Consider the following 17,223-nt stretch of genomic DNA (forward strand, 5'->3'; position numbering starts at 1 on the left):
CAGGCGTAGACCGCATGGCATGGTCGCGGCGGCACGGCATTTGTCGTCAGCGTCGTTCAGCGGGCAGCCTGGCCGCCCGGTTGACATCATACCACCAGGCGTCAAAACCCAGCGCATAGGTGGGCTTAACCGCCGGCATGGCGAATTTATCCCAATAGGCCAGCCGGGTCTGGTGGGAAAACCACAGGGGTATCATAAAATAATTCCAGGTCAATACCCGATCCAGCGCCCGCCCCAGCGGCAGCAGCGCCTTTTCATCCCCCTGGTGGCGCACGATTTCGTTTATCAGGCGGTCAACCGCCGGATCCTTGACGCCGGGACGGTTGTAGGTGGATTCCACATACGCGCTGCCCCACAGGATTTGTAAATCGCCGCTGGGGTAGGGGAAAGCGGCATAGCTCGACGGCATCATATCAAAATCGCGCTTGCGCAGGCGGTTGGTAAACTGCGCGTTGTCCACTTCGCGAATGGTCATGCGGATGCCCAGGCGCTGCAGGTTATGCTGGAACGGCAGGATATAATTGCTGCTGTTGCCGCCGCTCATCAGCATCATTTCAAACGTAAACGGCTTGCCGGTTTTACCGTTGACCAACTGCTGGTCTTTTAACTCCCATCCGGCCTGCTTTAGCAGCGCGAGCGCCTTAAGCAGGTTTTTGCGGTCATAGCCGCTGCCGTCGGATACCGGCGGCCGGTAGCGTTCGGTAAACACCTCCGGCGGCACCAGGCCTTTCAGCGGCGCCAGCGCCGCCAGTTCGTCCACGCCCGGATAGTCCCGCGCCGCGTAGTCGGTATTGATAAAATAGCTGTCGACCCGCTGGTACCCCTGGTAAAACAGCGCCTTGTTCATCCATTCAAAATCAAACGCCAGCGTCAGCGCCTCGCGCACCCGCCGGTCGGCAAACAGCGGCCGCTGGATATTGAACGCCAGCCAGGGGGTATTGACCGGCGCATCGTTGGGGATTTCCTGCTTGATAATATAACCGCGTTTGATATTGCCGCCGTGGTATTGGGTGGCCCATAGCTTGGGCGAGCTTTCGATACGCAAATCAAACGCGCCGGCTTTGAACGCCTCCAGCGCCACGTTGTCGTCCAGGTAATAATCATACCGGATGCTGTCGAAATTATTGCGGCCGCGATTGACCGGCAGATTGGCCGCCCAGTAATCCCTCACCCGCGTATAGGTGACGTACTGGCCGGTGCGCCAGGAGGTTATCCGGTAAGGTCCGCTGGCGGGCGGCGGGGAACCCAGCGGGTCGCCGAGCTTATGATGCTGCCAGTAGCTTTCCGGCATCACCGGCAGGGTCAGCAGGCCCAGCGCCATATCCTTGTCCGGTTTGGGAAACTCGTAGCGCACCGTTAACGGCGCGATGGCTTTTACCGTGACGCCTTTGTAATAAATCCGGAACTGCGGCACCCCTTCGGTCATGAATTTGCCAAAGGTAAACGCGACGTCCTTGGCCGTGATCGGCTGGTGATTGTGGTAATGCGCCTGGGGATTGATGGCAATTTCCATCCAGGAAAAATCAGCGGCGTAACGCGCCGACTCCGCCACCAGGGGATAATAGCTGCCCAGTTCATCGTCCGAGGTGATGAATAAACCGTCATACAGCTGATCGGTGCGCATCGCCGCCGTGCCGCGCAGCGCAAAGCGGTTGAAATTATCAAAGGTGCCGATGGCCGCCAGGGTGACGCCGCCGCCCTTGGGCGCGGCGGGATTGACGTAATCAAAATGGCTAAAGTCGCTGGGATATTTCGGTTCGCCCAATAGCGCAAAAGCGTAGCCTTCATTAATGGTTTCGGCGCGCGGGCCTAGGGAGACGACGCTGAAAACCAGCGCAATCCAAACACGTGCAAACATCAGGTTACGCTCCCGGGATAATGCAATATATCGACCATAGGGTAAGTCGCTGAAAGGGGTCCGCTACAGGTTCTATAATACCAGGGCCTGCGATAGTGCCATTAACGGTTTTTTTATCATAAATGTCAAAATTATCAATCAGATTATTATACGGTTAAGTCATTTTTAACGAGAACGCCGATGCGCAAGGCTACCGCTACCCTGTCCGGCAGCCTGCCGGAAAAGCTGAGGCGATCGCCCGCGCGGCGGCGCAAACCGGTTATCAGGGTATCTGGTCGCTGGAAATTTTTAACGGCAGCTATCAACAGGAGGCGCCGCAGCGCTGTCGTGACTCGAACAGGCAATGGCGCGGCGATCGGCTTGAGCGAAAGCCGCGCCCCTGCGAAACTGCCGCGTTGATAAGCCGGAAAGCCGATCGGGAGGGAGGGGGTGCCGTGAGGATATATTGTTTTCGCTGATAGATTGGTGTGCTTAATTATTAGCCAATCCGCAGCAATCACGGGCGCAAGAAATTACCGCAATCCCACCGCAGTGGCGACAAATGACGTAGATTATAATGATTAATATGTTGATAACATGCAGGCAATTATGTTAAGCAGTTTGAAATATATCGGCTGGAATAGTGATCTGGTTCGGATAATAGCTATTAAGCAAAAAATCAGATATACAAATCTTTAATAATGGTTAAAAAAAAGCCACCTCATCCGGTGGCTTTTTATCTCGTTCGGCATTCAGGACGTTTAAATAATAACCGGTACTAATCAGGAATTGCTATTACGCATTGCCGTGGTTATTGCACCTTTGGCTTCGCTGTTCAATACCCGCCGCGCTTCACGATAACGCTTGTTCCAGTAGGTTTCCGACAGATTGGAAATCATTACGCCGCTGGTGGTGGACGCATGGACGAACTGATCGTTGCCCAGGTAAATCCCCATATGACGCCCGGTAGAACCGGCATGGAACACCACCAGATCGCCTGGGCGCAGCTTGGCGCGCTGTATTTTAGCACCGACTTCCTGCTGCTCGCCGCTTGAGCGCGGCAATTCCAGGCCGAACTGTTCATGAAACGTCTTTTGCACAAAAGCCGAACAGTCGATACCGCGTTTAGAGCTGCCGCCAAGACGATACCGAACGCCTTTCCATACGGCGTATTGGTCCATGATTTTCGTCTTAACATCGACATTACGGACCATATCTTCGAATTGATCCTGAGAGGCTTGCAGTAAAAAATCACTTTTATCGTTGACTGCATGCATCTCAGCTGTTTGTTGACTGCCCTGAGAACTACAGGCGGAAAGCATAACCGCTACCGCCACTGCGGGGATGAACCGCAGCACATATCTCAAAATAGGTTGAGATTTGACCATTATAAGTGTTATCCCTTAAAGTCCTTAGCGACGGTGCCGCTATAAAATACCGAGCGAATCGAGAATAATGTGCAAATACTGATTGACCAACCGTTATTCCCGCATTGTGTGGTATTACTCACACATTTTTATTGGCGGGAAAATATCAGTCCAGAAGTACAGCGAATTCGAGGTTACCGTAATGAATAAGGGAAAGCGAGGTTTTTTATCGTCTAATTTATAACTTTTGATGATGTGAAATAGTATTAAAATAAACGTAAAGAATTGGATCAAACGATCGTCCCGGATTCAGGGAATGGCGGCGGGCCGGCATCGCGGTCGGCCGGCGGGCGGAGAACCGGCAACCTTCCGGCAACCTGGCGCCGGGCGACCGGCCGCCGGCGACATAATTAATTCCTATTGATATTGCCTTGATAACTTCTGTCGCGCTCACCCGGCAAACGGCGGTTACACCAGATCACCGCCTTATCGCTGGCCGTGGTCACCAGCCACCAGCTCAGGCCGACCAGGACCACCGACAGCGATCCCACCGCGATATCGCTAAACCAGTGCGCGCCGATCATCACCCTGGGAAGGGAGAACAGCACTAGGATAGCCATGCCGCAGGCGAACGCCCTGCCGCCAAAATAGCGCAGCATATACGCGGCAAATATCATCAGCATCATGCCGTGGTCGCCGGGGAAGCTGTCCATCGACGCGTCTTTGGTGGGAATACCGGTAACCTGCGATACCCGGACCACGCCGTCGGCGTTTTGGAAAAATACCGTCGGGCTGGGACGGCTGCCCGGCAGCAGGTGGCCCAGTTGGTTAAGCACCACCGCCGAGAGCAGCATGACGATACCGATGCTTATCAGTTGGTAGCGGCGCTGGGGCGGCGTGCGCAGGAAATAATGTACGTAGAGCAGGCCCATCGCCAGCAGGGACATGAGATCGAACGCGCGATAGTTGGTAATGGCCAGTAATACCGCAAACGCGTGGCTGCCGGCAATATAGTGGTTAAAGTACAGGAAGATGCCTTCGTCCAGCCGCAACCATAATCCGTGATTTTCCGGCAGGTACCAGGAGGCGAACAGCGCGATGCCTAAGATATTGAGCATCAGGATGGCCGATAAGCGACGCATAAATCAGCACCTATAAAACAACTAAATAGATTAATATAAATATAGTATTCCTGCTAATTTAAACGGATCTTCAACAAAGAGGTTTGCAGCGCGTTCCAGTCCGCGGACGCCGGATGAATCAGCTCGATACGGCTGTCCGGCGGCGGCGCGGGGAGCGTTTCGATACGCAAATCCTGTCCCTGCCGATTCACCTGCAGGGTGCCTTCGGGGATGCGCATCACGCCCTTGACCCGTTCCACCGGCGCCAGCCGCGCCCATTCCAGCAGGCCGACGGTGTCAAAGGTGGTGGCGCCGTCAAAAATCCAGCCGCAGGCATGATAGCCCTGGCCCTGGTTAAGCGCCCGCCGCCAGCCGGTGTTGCCCGGCAGGCGCAGCGCCGCCAGTCCCGCCCTGGGGGCGGCATGCCCGTGGTGGTGGGCGCCGTCCGGCAGTGCGCGCGTATTCATCCGCGACAGGTCGAGCAGCGCCAGCGGCACCCGGCCCTGCACGGCGTCGATAACCTGCCGGCCGCCGGCGTGCCGTGCGGTCCAGTCGGCCAGCAGCAACCGATCCCGCGGCTGATAGCCGTCCTGCTTATTGGCAATAATAACGTCGGCGGCGGCCAGCTGATCGCGGAAGTTTTCATTGTCGCTATAACGGGCGTCGCCAAGCTGGCGGGCGTCCAGCAGGCAAAGGGTGGCGCGCAGCGACAGCCAGCTTTCATAGACCGGCGAGGTGAGCAGGGAGAGGATCTGTTTTGGATGGCCAAGCCCGGTCGGCTCGATCAGCAGCCGATCGGGGGTGTTGCGCTGCAGCAGGGTATTGAGGCCGACCTGCATCGGCAGGCCGTTGACGCAGCACATGCAGCCGCCGGGAATCTCCTTGAGCACCGCGCCGCTGTCGGCCAGCAGCGCGCCGTCAACGCCAATCTCGCCAAATTCATTGACCAGGACGGCCCAGCGCTCGCCGGCCGGTTTTTGCGCCAGCAGATGCAGTAAAGTGGTGGTTTTCCCGCTGCCGAGAAAACCGGTTACCAGGGTGGTCTTGGTGGTCATGGCAGGCGCCGGTCGCCCGCGGGAAGGGCGGCGGCCACCGTGGCTTTGGCGCCGTTACGCGCCAGGCCCAGGTAGGCCTGGGTCACGGCGGCGACAAAACCGTCATGGTCCGCCAGGCCGGCGCCGAACACCTGGCGCAGCGCCAGCAGCGCCCGCACCCGGGGTTCGCCCTCGGGGCTGGTGTCCACAATACGCCGCAGCTCGTCGCGCAGCGGATCGCGGATATCGATTTCCGCGCCAAGATCGTCCCGCCCGCCCACATACCGCATCCAGCCGGCGATACCCAGCGCCAGCAGGGGATAAACGTCGCCGTGGGCGATATGCCAGCGCACCGGGTCCAGCATGCGCTGCGGCAGCTTTTGCGTGCCGTCCATGGCGATTTGCCAGGTGCGGTGCTTCAGCTCGGGGTTGGCAAAGCGCTCGAGCAACCGCGCGGCGTAAGCGGCGAGGTCCACCTCATCAGCGCCCAGGCGCAGGGTCGGCGCCTGCTCCCGCGCCATCAGCCCGGCCACGGCGGCGCGGTAGCACGGGTCCGCCATGCAGTCGCTGATATGCTGGTAGCCGGCAAGATTTCCCAGCCAGGCAAGGAACGAGTGGCTACCGTTCAGCATGCGCAGCTTCATCTCCTCGTAAGGCGCGACGTCGGCGACAAACTGCGCGCCGGCGCGCTGCCAGTCCGGCCGGCCGGCGACAAAATTATCCTCGATAACCCACTGGATAAAAGGTTCGCAGGCGATGGCGCAGGGGTCCTCCACGCCGAGGATAGCGGTGATTTCCGCCAGCGTTTCGTCGGTGGCCGCGGGCACGATGCGATCGACCATGGTCGCCGGGAATGAGACGTGCCCCTCAATCCAGGCCGCCAGCGCCGGATCCCTGGCCTGCGCCAGGCCGAGCACCGCCCGTTTGACGACATGGCCGTTGCCGGGAATGTTATCGCACGACAGCAGGGTCAGCGGTTTCAGGCCGCGGGCATAACGCCGGCGCAGCGCCTCCACCAGCAGGCCGGGTACCGTGCCCGGCGCTTCGGGATGAAGAATATCCGCCTGGATCCGCGGATTGGCGCGATCCAGCTCGCCGCTGCCCGGCTCGATGCAATAGCCTTTTTCAGTGATGGTCATCGAGACGATGGCCACCTGCGGCTCGGCCAGTTTTTCCAACACCGCGTCGATACCCTCGATGGCGGCAATCACCGACTCGTTTACCGCGCCGATGATGCGCGCCTGCCTGCCGTTGCCGTCCTTTTCGAGCACGGTAAACAGGTGGTCCTGGCCGCGCAGCGCCTGCAATAAACCGGCGCTGTGCAGGCTGACCTCGCAGATGCCCCAATCGCCGCCGAGGCTATTAAGCACCCGATCGGTCATCACCGCCTGGTGGGCACGGTGAAACGCGCCAAAGCCGATATGCACGACGCGGCTTTTGAGCCCGGCGCGATCGTAGCCGGGTCGTTGCACCCCGGCGGGTAAAGATGTCGTGGCAATGGTCGTCATGGTTATGCGTCCTGTTTGGCCGCCGAAGGAAACGGTTAGTCGGCGCGGCTCATATAGCGACGTTCCGCCACGTGAACACGGATTTTCTCGCCGCTGTTGAGATATTCCGGCACCGAGACGGTCAGGCCGGTGCTCATCAGCGCCGGCTTGGTGCGGGCGCTGGCGGACGCGCCTTTGATGCCCGGGGTGGTCTCGATAATTTCCAGATCCACCGTTTGCGGTAGTTCCAGCGCCAGCACCTGGCCTTCCAGGGTCAGCACCTGCATGCCGGGGATGCCGCCTTCGGGGATAAACAGCAGTTCGTCTTCTATCTGGTCTTTCTTGAACAGGTACGGGGTATAGTCCTCGTCGTCCATAAAGACGTATTCTTCGCCGTCGATATAAGAAAAGGTTACCGAGCGCCGCACCAGGTTGATGGTTTCCAGGATATCGTCACCCTTGAAGCGCTCTTCCACCTTCAGGCCGGTCCGGACGTCGGAAAAACGCATCTTGTACAGCGTACTGGCCCCGCGCGCGCTCGGGCTCTGGATATCAATGTCTTTCACCAGCAGTAACTTACCGTTGTAGTTTACCGCCATGCCGCGCTTAATTTCGTTTGCTCTAGCCATCAAAGTGGACCTGTATAATTGTGTCGGAGTCTAAGGCGACACGTTACCGTTGCCCGGGCCTTCAGGCAAGGGGATCGTACGCGTGTCGCGGGGCAGCGGCGAATCTACATCACGAATGCGCCACATGCAATAACCGGCGCCGGCAATCATTAGCAGCGCCACGAAAAACACCGTATGGTACCGCCAGATTTCCGCTATCAGTCCCGCGACCGACCCGGCGATAATCCAGCCCACCCGCCCGGTGTTGGTAAATAGCGTCGTGGCGGCGCCGGCCTGGCCGGGCATCAGATCCTGGAAATAAATCATGCCGATGCCGGCCAAAATGCCGATAAACACCGCGTTCAGCAACTGCAGCGCCAGCAGCGCCAAGGGGGCGGTAAACACCAGCAGCCCCAGGTAAAACAGCAGCCCGGCGGCGACGGCGATGCGCATCAGCAGCCGGTTGCCGAAACGCCTGGACACATAACCCGCCGCCAGCATGGTCGGGATTTCGAGGCCCGCGGCGGTGCCCATCATGACCCCGGCCAGCTTTTCCGGCAGCATAAGCTCATGGATTAAATATAGCGGCATATTGATCAGGTACATGCAATTGCAGGTCCACATCAGGGTGCAGGCGGCGAACAGCAGCATGGCGTCGCGGCGATTGCGACGGGGCGCTTCCAGCACCGCGGCGGTTTTCAGCGCCGATTTGCGCATCGACGGCAGCATCAGCCATACCATTGCGCCGCAGACCACGAAGGTGACGGCGGCCATCATATACATCATCTTGAAACCAAAACCCAGCGCCAGGGCAAACGCCAGCGGCGGGCCGACGACCCAGGCCAGGGACACCTGGGCGCGCATCACCGAGCTGAACATCACCGCCTCGCGGCCGGTCTGGTCGGCGTGCTCGCGTGCCAGGGCGAACATCTGCGGGTTGGCGGTGGACCCGAAGCTGGTTAACAACACGCCGCACGCCAGCAGGACAAAATAGCTGCGGTTAAAGGCAAACAGCACGCAGCCCGCGGCGCCCAGCAGGCAGCATTGCAGGATCAGCTGCTTGCGATCGCCTTTTCTATCCGAACGTCCGGCCAGGAACTGGCTGACCGCGATGCCGATCGCCGCGCTGCCGGTATAAAATAATCCCACCATAAACGGCCGGGCCAGCACTTCAGTGGACAGGAACAGGCTCAGGGTGGGCAGCTGTAGCGCGCCGGCGATGCCGGAGAGAAAAGCGATCGCCAGAAATGCCGCAGAGGTCATATCCGGAAGGCGCCGCGAGAGGGCGATAGGCGTATGCATGATGATGGAATCTGGATCAATTCGAATGGACGCGGACATGATACGCCTGTTGGCAAAAAACAACAGCAGGCGGTGAAAATAAAGGTGCTTCAGCCCGGCTTCAGCTTTTGGCGCCAAAAAACATCGCCATCCGCCTTTCTGCAGATAAACTGTGCGGCGCTTCAAAGATTCGATAGGAATAATTCGACGATGCTTGCAATCATTACCGCAACGTCGGAGACTTTATTGAAACGTTTCAGCGACATTGTGCGGGCGGAAGCCCAGACGATATCGCTTTTATTGTTCATCACAGCTGAAACGATTCAACTTTCAACAAGCGAGGAGAGGTATGTTTGATCTGTCATTGAAAGATATTCATCTCGGTGCCCATGCGCAGAACAAGCAGGAGGCCATCACCCAGGTCGCCTCGGCCATGACGCAGGCGGGTTATGTCGGCGCGGGCTACGTGGACGGCATGATGCGCCGCGAGCAGCAGACGTCGACCTTCTTGGGCAACGGCATCGCCATTCCGCACGGCACCACCGATACCCGCGACCTGGTGCTGAACACCGGCGTGCAGGTATTCCAGTTCCCGCAGGGGATCGACTGGGGCGAAGGCCAGACGGCCTATGTGGTGATCGGCATCGCCGCCCGTTCCGACGAACATCTGGCGTTGCTGCGCCAGCTTACCCATGTGCTGAGCGATGACGGCGTGGCGGCCGGCCTGGCCACCACCACCTCGGCCGAAGAGCTGCGCGGCGCGTTGACCGGTGAAAAACAGCCCGCGCCTTTCCTGTTCGATATCTCCCTGATGGCGCTGGACGTGCCCGCCAGCGACATGACCACCCTTAAGGCGCTCAACGCCGGCCGCCTGCAGCTGGCGGGCGCGGTGGACGCGGGTTTTGTCAGCGAAGTGATAAGCGGTCGTCCCCTGAACCTGGGGCAGGGCGTTTGGCTCAACGACAGTACCCACGGTAATCTGGGCAGCGCCGTGGCGCTCAGCCGCCCGGCGGCGCCGTTTGCAGAAGAGGGTGAAAGCGTGGCGTTGCTGGTGACCGTCGCCATGGCGGACGATCGGCCGCTTGACGTGCTGAACGTCCTGGGCGATCTGCTGCTGGCCGGCGAGGCGACGCGCCTGCTGACCGCCGACGGTCCCGGCCTGCTGGCCCTGCTCAGCGGCGAAACCGCCGCGCGGGAGTCGCTGTTGAGCGCGGAATTCGTGGTGCGCAACGAACACGGCCTGCACGCCCGTCCCGGCACCGCCCTGGTGAATGTGATCAAACAGTTCAACAGCGCCGTTACCGTCACCAACCTTGACGGCTCCGGCAAGCCGGCCAACGGACGCAGCCTGATGAAGGTCGTGGCCCTGGGCGTGAAGAGCGGGCATCGCCTGCGCATCACCGCCGACGGCGATGATGCTGAACAAGCGCTGAAAGCCATCGGCGAGGCCATTGCCTCGGGCCTTGGGGAGGGCGCGGCATGAGCAGACGTGTAGCCACCATTACGCTGAACCCGGCCTATGACCTGGTCGGCTATTGCCCCGAGATTGAACGCGGGGAAGTTAACCTGGTGCAAACGACCGGACTGCACGCCGCGGGCAAAGGGATCAATGTCGCCAAGGTCCTCAAGGACCTGGGAATCGACGTCACCGTCGGCGGCTTCCTGGGCAAGGAAAACCAGGACGGCTTCCAGCTGCTGTTCAGCGATCTGGGCATCGCCAACCGTTTCCAGGTGGTCCAGGGGCGCACCCGCATCAACGTCAAGCTGACCGAGAAGCAAGGGGACGTCACCGATTTTAATTTTTCCGGTTTTAACGTTACGCCGCAGGATTGGGAGCGTTTCGTCAACGACTCGCTGACCTGGCTGGGCCAGTTCGATATGGTGGCGGTCAGCGGCAGCCTGCCGGCGGGCGTGCCGCCGGAAGCCTTTACCGAATGGATGATCAAGCTGCGCAGCCATTGTCCCTGCATTATTTTCGACAGCAGCCGCGAAGCGCTGGTGGCCGGATTGAAGGCCGCGCCCTGGCTGGTCAAACCCAACCGGCGCGAGCTGGAAATCTGGGCCGGGCGCAAGCTGCCGACCCTGGCCGATGTGGTGGTGGCCGCCCACGCCCTGCGCGAACAGGGCATCGCCCATGTGGTTATCTCGCTGGGCGCCGAAGGCGCGCTGTGGGTCAACGCCTCGGGCGCCTGGCTTGCCAAGCCGCCGGCCTGTGAAGTGGTCAGCACCGTCGGCGCCGGCGATTCCATGGTCGGCGGGCTGATCTACGGCCTGCTGATGCGCGAATCCAGTGAACATACGTTACGCCTGGCGACAGCCGTGGCGGCTTTGGCGGTCAGCCAGAGCAATGTCGGCATTACCGATCGGCCGCAGTTGGCCGCCATGATGGCCCGGGTCGATCTGAAACCTTTTAATGACCAGTTGGAGGCACAATGAAAACGCTGCTGCAAATAGACAGCTCACTGGGGCAGGCAAGAAGCCATCTGGTGAAAAAATTAGTGGTCGACGCCGCGCCGAAAGCGGGTTTGACCCTGGTTGAATCCGCCGCCGACGCCGAACTGGTGGTGGTGGTGGGCAATCTTACCCCGGACGCGGCCCTGAACGGCAAACGGGTGTTTTACGGCGATGCCGCCCTGGCCGCCGGCGCGCCGCAGGATTTTCTCGCCCGCGCCAAAACCGAGGCGAGCCTCTACCAGGCGCCGGCTGAAAGCGCGCCCGCCACCGCCCTTGCCGCCAGCGGGCCAAAAAGGATAGTGGCCATTACCGCCTGCCCGACCGGCGTGGCCCATACCTATATGGCGGCGGAAGCCATCGACGGCGAAGCCAAAAAACGCGGCTGGTGGGTGAAGGTGGAAACCCGCGGTTCGGTGGGGGCGGGCAACGCCATTACCGACGAAGAAGTGCGCCAGGCTGACCTGGTGATCGTCGCCGCCGATATCGAGGTGGACCTGAGCAAGTTCGCCGGTAAGCCAATGTATCGCACCAGCACCGGCCTGGCGCTGAAAAAGACCGCCCAGGAGCTGGATAAGGCGCTGGTGGAGGCCAAGGTCTACCAGCCGGCGGCGCAGGAAGGCAACAATGAGTCCGGGCAAGAGAAAAAAACCTCCCCCGGCCCGTATCGCCATCTGCTGACCGGCGTGTCCTATATGCTGCCGATGGTGGTGGCGGGCGGCCTGTGCATCGCCTTATCCTTTATCTTCGGTATCCATGCCTTTGAACAGCCGGGCACTCTGGCGTCGGCGCTGATGCAAATCGGCGGCAAATCGGCGTTTGCCCTGATGGTGCCGGTGCTGGCGGGCTTTATCGCCTTCTCCATCGCCGACCGTCCGGGCCTGACCCCGGGGCTGGTGGGCGGCATGCTGGCGGTCAGCACCGGCGCCGGGTTTATCGGCGGTATCATCGCCGGTTTCCTGGCCGGCTACGTGGCCAAGCTTATCAGCACCAAACTGCCGTTGCCGCAAAGCATGGCGGCGTTGAAACCGATACTGATCATTCCGCTTATCGCCAGCCTGGTGACCGGCCTGGTGATGATCTACGTGGTGGGCACCCCGGTGGCCAAGCTGTTGACGGCGCTGACCGACTGGCTGCAGTCGATGGGCACCGCCAACGCCATACTGCTGGGCGCCATTCTCGGGGCCATGATGTGCAGCGATATGGGTGGGCCGATTAACAAGGCCGCCTACGCCTTCGGCGTCGCCTTGCTCAGTACCCAAACCTATGCGCCGATGGCGGCGATCATGGCCGCCGGCATGGTGCCGCCGCTCGGCATCGCGGTCGCCACCCTGCTGGCGCGCAATAAGTTTGATAAACCTGAACGCGAGGCCGGCAAGGCCGCCTTTGTCCTCGGGCTGTGCTTTATCTCCGAGGGGGCGATTCCCTTTGCCGCCCGCGATCCGTTCCGGGTTATCCCGCTGAGCATGATCTCCGGCGCCGTCACCGGCGCGCTGTCGATGTTCTTCGGCGCCAAGCTGATGGCCCCGCACGGCGGCATGTTTGTGCTGCTGATCCCGGGCGCCATCACGCCGGTGGTCGGTTACCTGATCGCCATCGCGGCCGGTACCCTGCTGCTGGGCGTAATGTACTCGGTGCTGAAACGTCCGGACGCCGAACTGGCGAAAGCCCTGGCGTAAGGTTCGGCCGCGCGGCGCACGTCGCGCGGGCCGGATTCGGCTCCGGTTATATCAACGCCCCGCGCGCGGCCCTGTCCCGCGCGGGGCGTATTTTTTCCCGCCATGTCAGAACGTCTTGTTTTGCAACGCCCACACCGCGGCCTCGACCCGCGACTTCAGCCGCATTTTTTTCAGCAAATGTTTTACATGTACCTTCACGGTGCTTTCACTGATGTCAAGCCTGCGGGCGATGGTTTTATTCGGCAGCCCATGGGCAATCAATTTCAGGATGTCGCGCTCGCGCGGCGTAAGCCGGCCGATATCACGCTCGCCACCGGGACGCTCTTCGCGCAGGCTGGCCGCCAGCACCGGCATCAACGCCTCGCTTAATACCATCTTGCCCGCCGCCGCCTGGCGGATGGCGGCCAGCAGATCCTCCGGCTCCATGTCCTTGAGCAGGTAACCGTCGGCGCCGCGCTTGAGGGCGGTAATCACGTCATCCTCATGATTCGAGACGCTGAAGACCACGATCCGCCCGGAAAGCGGGAGGCGGCGCAGGCTGTCGAGCGTATCCAGTCCGTTCATGCCCGGCATCTTCAAATCGAGCAGGATTAAATCCGGATCCAGCGCTTCGGCCAGCCGCACGCCTAGTTCGCCGTTGGCGGCTTCGGCAATGACCTTCAGGCCGGGGTCCATGCCGATCAGCTGCCTGACGCCGCTGCGCAGCATCGGGTGATCGTCAATCAATAAAATGGTGGCGACGTCTGGCGCGCTCATGATGTGTTCCTGTTAATGGGTTGGCGCCGGCTGCCGCGGGACGTATACCCGCACTTCGGTGCCGCCGCAGGCGAGCCTGGCGACCCGGCAGTGGCCTTGCAGGCTCCTGGCGCGATCCTGCATGATCACCAGTCCGTAATGATGCTGGCGCTGATGTTCGTCCGGCAGGCCGCGGCCGTTGTCGCGGATGTCGAGCACCAGCCCGTCCGCCTCAAGGCGGGCGGCGACGGCGACCCGGCTGGCGCCGGCGTGTTTGACAATGTTGGTTAACGCTTCGCGCGCAATTTGCGTCAGGTGGATAACCTGATGGGAGGAGACGGTTTTCGCCGGCAGCCGATAGGTGAAGTCAATGGCGAATCCCAGCCGGGCCGAGAACTCCTCCACCGTCGTTTGCAGCGCCGCCCGCAGGCCCGGCTCGGTCTGGCGCAGGCGAAAGGTGGTCAGCAGTTCCCGCAGCTGGCGATAGGCGGTATTGAGCTCGTCGCGCATCTGCTGCATCAGCAGCTGGTTTTCAGGCGTGGTGTCCGCGCTTTGCATTTGCAGGACGCCTATCTGCAGCTTCAGGCAGGAGAGCGATTGGGCGATGCTGTCGTGCAGTTCGCCGGCGATGGCCGTCCGCTCCGCCATCAGCAGCAACTGCTGTTGGTGTTCGGCCTGGCGTTCCAGCGCCAGCGTGCTGGTCAGCTGTTCGATAAGCGTGGCCACCAGCCGCCGCTGCGCGTCGTCCATGATGTGCCGCGCCGGATATTGCGCCAGCATGATGCCGTATTGGCCTAGTTTATCATGCAGGCTCCAGCTGAGCTGTTCCGCCTCGTCCCCAACCGGGACCACGGCCGCGGGTACGACGCCCGCCGTCTCGGTTATCCCGGCATCATGGTCATTTTCATACAGCCGGATCTGGATTTCCCGCAGCGGGGTCAAGATTTGCAATTCTTCCAGCACCGTATGCAGGCGGCCGGGCAACGGCTCGCCGGTATGCAATTGCCGGCTGGCGCGATAAAGGAAATCCAGCGCCCGGTTTTTTTGCCGCAGATCGGCGGTCTTATCCGCGACCCGCTGCTCCAGTTCGGCATAAATCTGCGACAGCGACTGCGACATGCCGTTCAGGGTTAAACCCAATTGATCCATTTCGTGATGTCCGCCCCGCCGGGCGCCGGCCGGCAGCGGATAGCGCTGGCTGAAATCGCCGCGGCTCACCGCCCTGGCCTGGTTGAGCAATCGCCGCCAGGGACGCAGCAGGCGGCGGCGCAGGTAGATAATGGTGCCGGCCAGTACCAGCAGCGTCAGGGCAATGACGATTTTCTGCACGCTGGCCACCAGCGTCAGCCTGCGCTCGGTATTGCGATCGAGATCCGACACCAGCGCATCCAGCCGGCGCACGAATTCCGCCACGCCCCCGGCGGCGTCCGCCGGACGTTGCGCGCGCAGCAGCAGCGGCTTAAGCGTGGTGTGCCAGTGGGCGCGCAGAGCCAGGTATTGTGGCGTCAGGCGCTCGCGCTTCACCGGCTGTTGCAGATCGTCGCTTAACTGATCCCGCTCCAGCTCTGCGATAAGCGGCCCGCTGTCCCGGTCCAGCGGCACCCGCGACAGCAGCCGGTAGCTCTGCATGCGCAGCGAACCGGCTTTGTTGATGGCATGGGCGTTGCCCTGCATGCCCTGCGCCATCCATAACGACAGGCTCATGCCGCCGACGCCCAGGATACCCGACAGCAGCATCAGCAGCGCCACCTGCTGGACGATGGATAATGGCGCAAACAGCGGTTTGGTCATAAGGCAAAGTTCCCCGGATACCGGAAGAGAAGGGGGCGTGGGGTATTCTTCCCGATCGCGACCTTTAACCCTATACCCCTTTGGGAGTACCCACAAATAGCCGGCGACGGGACGGGTGCTGCCCCCTTGGCCCTGGACGCGGCATAACCTAATGAATCATAGGGTCTTCGTTGAAAAAATGCACTACCTACAAATGATAGCGCCGGCTCGAGGGCGCGTTTGCTAACGGATTATCCATTGATTCACATCAAGTTTACCCCGGCCACGCTTGCCTAGGGTAGCGGATATAACAACAGATCCCCTACTCGTTCGAGGCTTTTATGACACAACCTTCCCGTCCAGCCGCAGCCGGGCGCCGCCGGGGCGCCGTTATCGAGGACTGGCAGCCGGAGCAGCCGGAGTTCTGGCGCACCCGTGGACAGCCGGTGGCCCGCCGCAATCTCTGGATTTCCATTTATTGCCTGCTGCTGTCGTTTTGCGTCTGGATGCTGTTCAGCGCGGTGGCGGTCAACCTGAACAAAGTGGGCTTTGATTTCTCCACCGATCGGCTGTTTCTGCTTACCGCGCTGCCGGCGGTGTCGGGCGCCGTCCTGCGGGTGCCCTACTCCTTTATGGTGCCGTTGGTGGGCGGCCGCCGCTGGACGGCCGTCAGCACGCTGTTCCTGGTGATCCCCTGCCTGTGGCTGGGCGTGGCGGTGCAGGATCCGCAGACCCCGTACGGCGTGTTTATCACCATCGCGCTGCTGTGCGGCTTTGCCGGCGCCAACTTCGCCTCCAGCATGGCCAATATCAGCTTCTTTTTCCCCAAGGCCCGCCAGGGCGGGGCGCTGGGACTGAACGGCGGCATGGGCAACCTGGGCGTCAGCGTCATGCAGTTGATTGCGCCGCTGGCCGTCTCCACGTCGATATTCGCCCTGTTCGGCGGCACCGGCCGGGTGCTGGCGGACGGTAGCCGGCTGTGGCTGGAAAACGCCGCCTGGATCTGGGTGCCGCTGCTGCTGGCCGCGGCCGGGGCAGCCTGGTTCGGCATGAACGATTTGGCCACCGCCAAAGCGTCGCTGCGTAAGCAAATGGTGGTGCTCAAGCGCGGCCATATGTGGATCTTAAGCTTTCTCTACCTGGCGACCTTCGGCTCGTTTATCGGCTTTTCCGCCGGGTTCGCCATGCTGTCGAAAACCCAGTTTCCAGAGGTGCAAATCCTGCATTACGCCTTTTTTGGTCCGCTGATCGGCGCGCTGGCGCGCTCGGCCGGCGGGGCGCTGTCCGATCGCCTGGGCGGCATCCGCGTGACCCTGGCCAACTTTATCCTGATGGCCCTGTTCGCCGGGCTGCTGTTCCTCACCCTGCCGTCGGGCGGACAGGGCGGCGCCTTCGGCGCCTTTTTCGGCGTGTTTATGCTGCTGTTCCTGACGGCGGGCCTGGGCAGCGGCTCCACGTTCCAGATGATCGCGGTGATCCTGCGCAAGCTCACCCTGGACCGGGTCAAGGCCGGGGGCGGCAGGGACGAAGAGGCGCAGCGCGAGGCGGCCACCGAGTCCGCCGCCTCCCTGGGGTTTATTTCCGCCATCGGCGCGGCGGGCGGCTTTTTTATTCCCCAGGCCTTCGGCATCTCGCTGGCCCTGACCGGCTCGCCGGCGGGCGCGATGAAAGTGTTCCTGGTGTTTTACGTGGTGTGCGTGCTGGTCACCTGGCTGGTCTACGGCCGCAACATCAATCGCGGCATGGCGACTAAAAAGCCGCGCTGACGCCGTATCGCCCGTAGTCGCCACCTAGCGTCGACCCCGGCGCCCAGGCTCCCATTATGACCGCAAGTCCCCGGGACTTGCCTTGCA

At 61.2% G+C, this 17,223-nt stretch carries 13 protein-coding genes and 1 pseudogene; 5 read left to right on the forward strand and 9 right to left on the reverse strand.

The window, feature by feature from the left end; translation table 11 throughout:
• Positions 1-46: 46 nt before the first annotated feature.
• The 7 genes and pseudogenes from GRH90_RS23925 to GRH90_RS23955 form a co-directional block, all read right to left on the reverse strand.
• The gene (locus GRH90_RS23925) at positions 47-1,858 is read right to left on the reverse strand and encodes an extracellular solute-binding protein (RefSeq protein ID WP_162368496.1); all 1,812 of its coding nucleotides are present in this window, start codon (positions 1,856-1,858) and stop codon (positions 47-49) included.
• A 761-nt stretch (positions 1,859-2,619) separates the two neighbouring features.
• Positions 2,620-3,225, reverse strand: coding sequence for a bifunctional murein DD-endopeptidase/murein LD-carboxypeptidase (gene mepS, locus GRH90_RS23930; protein WP_162368497.1), 606 nt, complete (start codon positions 3,223-3,225; stop codon positions 2,620-2,622).
• A 389-nt stretch (positions 3,226-3,614) separates the two neighbouring features.
• Positions 3,615-4,346 carry a phosphatase PAP2 family protein gene (locus GRH90_RS23935; RefSeq protein WP_162368498.1) on the reverse strand — a complete coding sequence of 244 codons (732 nt, stop codon included), beginning with the start codon at positions 4,344-4,346 and terminating at the stop codon, positions 3,615-3,617.
• 53 nt (positions 4,347-4,399) lie between these two features.
• The gene (locus GRH90_RS23940; protein ID WP_162368499.1) at positions 4,400-5,380 is read right to left on the reverse strand and encodes a CobW family GTP-binding protein; all 981 of its coding nucleotides are present in this window, start codon (positions 5,378-5,380) and stop codon (positions 4,400-4,402) included.
• Positions 5,377-6,867, reverse strand: coding sequence for a mannitol dehydrogenase family protein (locus tag GRH90_RS23945; protein WP_162368500.1), 1,491 nt, complete (start codon positions 6,865-6,867; stop codon positions 5,377-5,379). The genes GRH90_RS23940 and GRH90_RS23945 overlap by 4 nt, the downstream gene beginning before the upstream one ends.
• Before the next feature lie 35 nt (positions 6,868-6,902).
• Complete coding sequence (yeiP, locus tag GRH90_RS23950) at positions 6,903-7,475, reverse strand: elongation factor P-like protein YeiP (RefSeq protein ID WP_162368501.1); 573 nt, start codon at positions 7,473-7,475, stop codon at positions 6,903-6,905.
• A 105-nt stretch (positions 7,476-7,580) separates the two neighbouring features.
• A pseudogene (locus GRH90_RS23955) lies at positions 7,581-8,756 on the reverse strand (sugar efflux transporter); the annotation flags it as partial.
• Between GRH90_RS23955 and GRH90_RS23960 the strand changes: the two are divergent.
• The 4 genes from GRH90_RS23960 to fruA are packed head-to-tail and all read left to right on the forward strand — an operon-like array spanning position 8,751 to position 12,865.
• Positions 8,751-9,092, forward strand: coding sequence for a hypothetical protein (locus GRH90_RS23960; RefSeq protein ID WP_162368503.1), 342 nt, complete (start codon positions 8,751-8,753; stop codon positions 9,090-9,092). The pseudogene GRH90_RS23955 and the gene GRH90_RS23960 sit on opposite strands and share 6 nt — an antisense overlap.
• Entirely contained in the window at positions 9,085-10,218 is a 1,134-nt protein-coding gene (gene fruB / locus GRH90_RS23965; RefSeq protein WP_162368504.1) for a fused PTS fructose transporter subunit IIA/HPr protein, read from the forward strand. The genes GRH90_RS23960 and fruB overlap by 8 nt, the downstream gene beginning before the upstream one ends.
• Positions 10,215-11,171, forward strand: coding sequence for a 1-phosphofructokinase (gene fruK, locus GRH90_RS23970; protein WP_162368505.1), 957 nt, complete (start codon positions 10,215-10,217; stop codon positions 11,169-11,171). Before fruB ends, fruK begins: the two co-directional genes overlap by 4 nt.
• Complete coding sequence (gene fruA / locus GRH90_RS23975; protein WP_162368506.1) at positions 11,168-12,865, forward strand: PTS fructose transporter subunit IIBC; 1,698 nt, start codon at positions 11,168-11,170, stop codon at positions 12,863-12,865. The genes fruK and fruA overlap by 4 nt, the downstream gene beginning before the upstream one ends.
• Positions 12,866-12,970: 105 nt before the next feature.
• On the opposite strand, the gene narL is transcribed toward fruA, so the two are convergent.
• Both narL and narX read right to left on the reverse strand, forming a co-directional pair.
• Complete coding sequence (gene narL, locus GRH90_RS23980; protein WP_162368507.1) at positions 12,971-13,621, reverse strand: two-component system response regulator NarL; 651 nt, start codon at positions 13,619-13,621, stop codon at positions 12,971-12,973.
• 12 nt (positions 13,622-13,633) lie between these two features.
• The gene (gene narX, locus GRH90_RS23985) at positions 13,634-15,391 is read right to left on the reverse strand and encodes a nitrate/nitrite two-component system sensor histidine kinase NarX (RefSeq protein WP_162368508.1); all 1,758 of its coding nucleotides are present in this window, start codon (positions 15,389-15,391) and stop codon (positions 13,634-13,636) included.
• A 320-nt stretch (positions 15,392-15,711) separates the two neighbouring features.
• Here narX and GRH90_RS23990 point away from each other — a divergent pair, with 320 nt between their 5' ends.
• Positions 15,712-17,136, forward strand: coding sequence for a NarK family nitrate/nitrite MFS transporter (locus tag GRH90_RS23990; protein WP_162368509.1), 1,425 nt, complete (start codon positions 15,712-15,714; stop codon positions 17,134-17,136).
• Positions 17,137-17,223 lie beyond the last annotated feature (87 nt).

The organism is Acerihabitans arboris (assembly GCF_010131535.1).
In the GTDB taxonomy this organism is placed as follows: Bacteria; Pseudomonadota; Gammaproteobacteria; order Enterobacterales; family Enterobacteriaceae; genus Acerihabitans; species Acerihabitans arboris.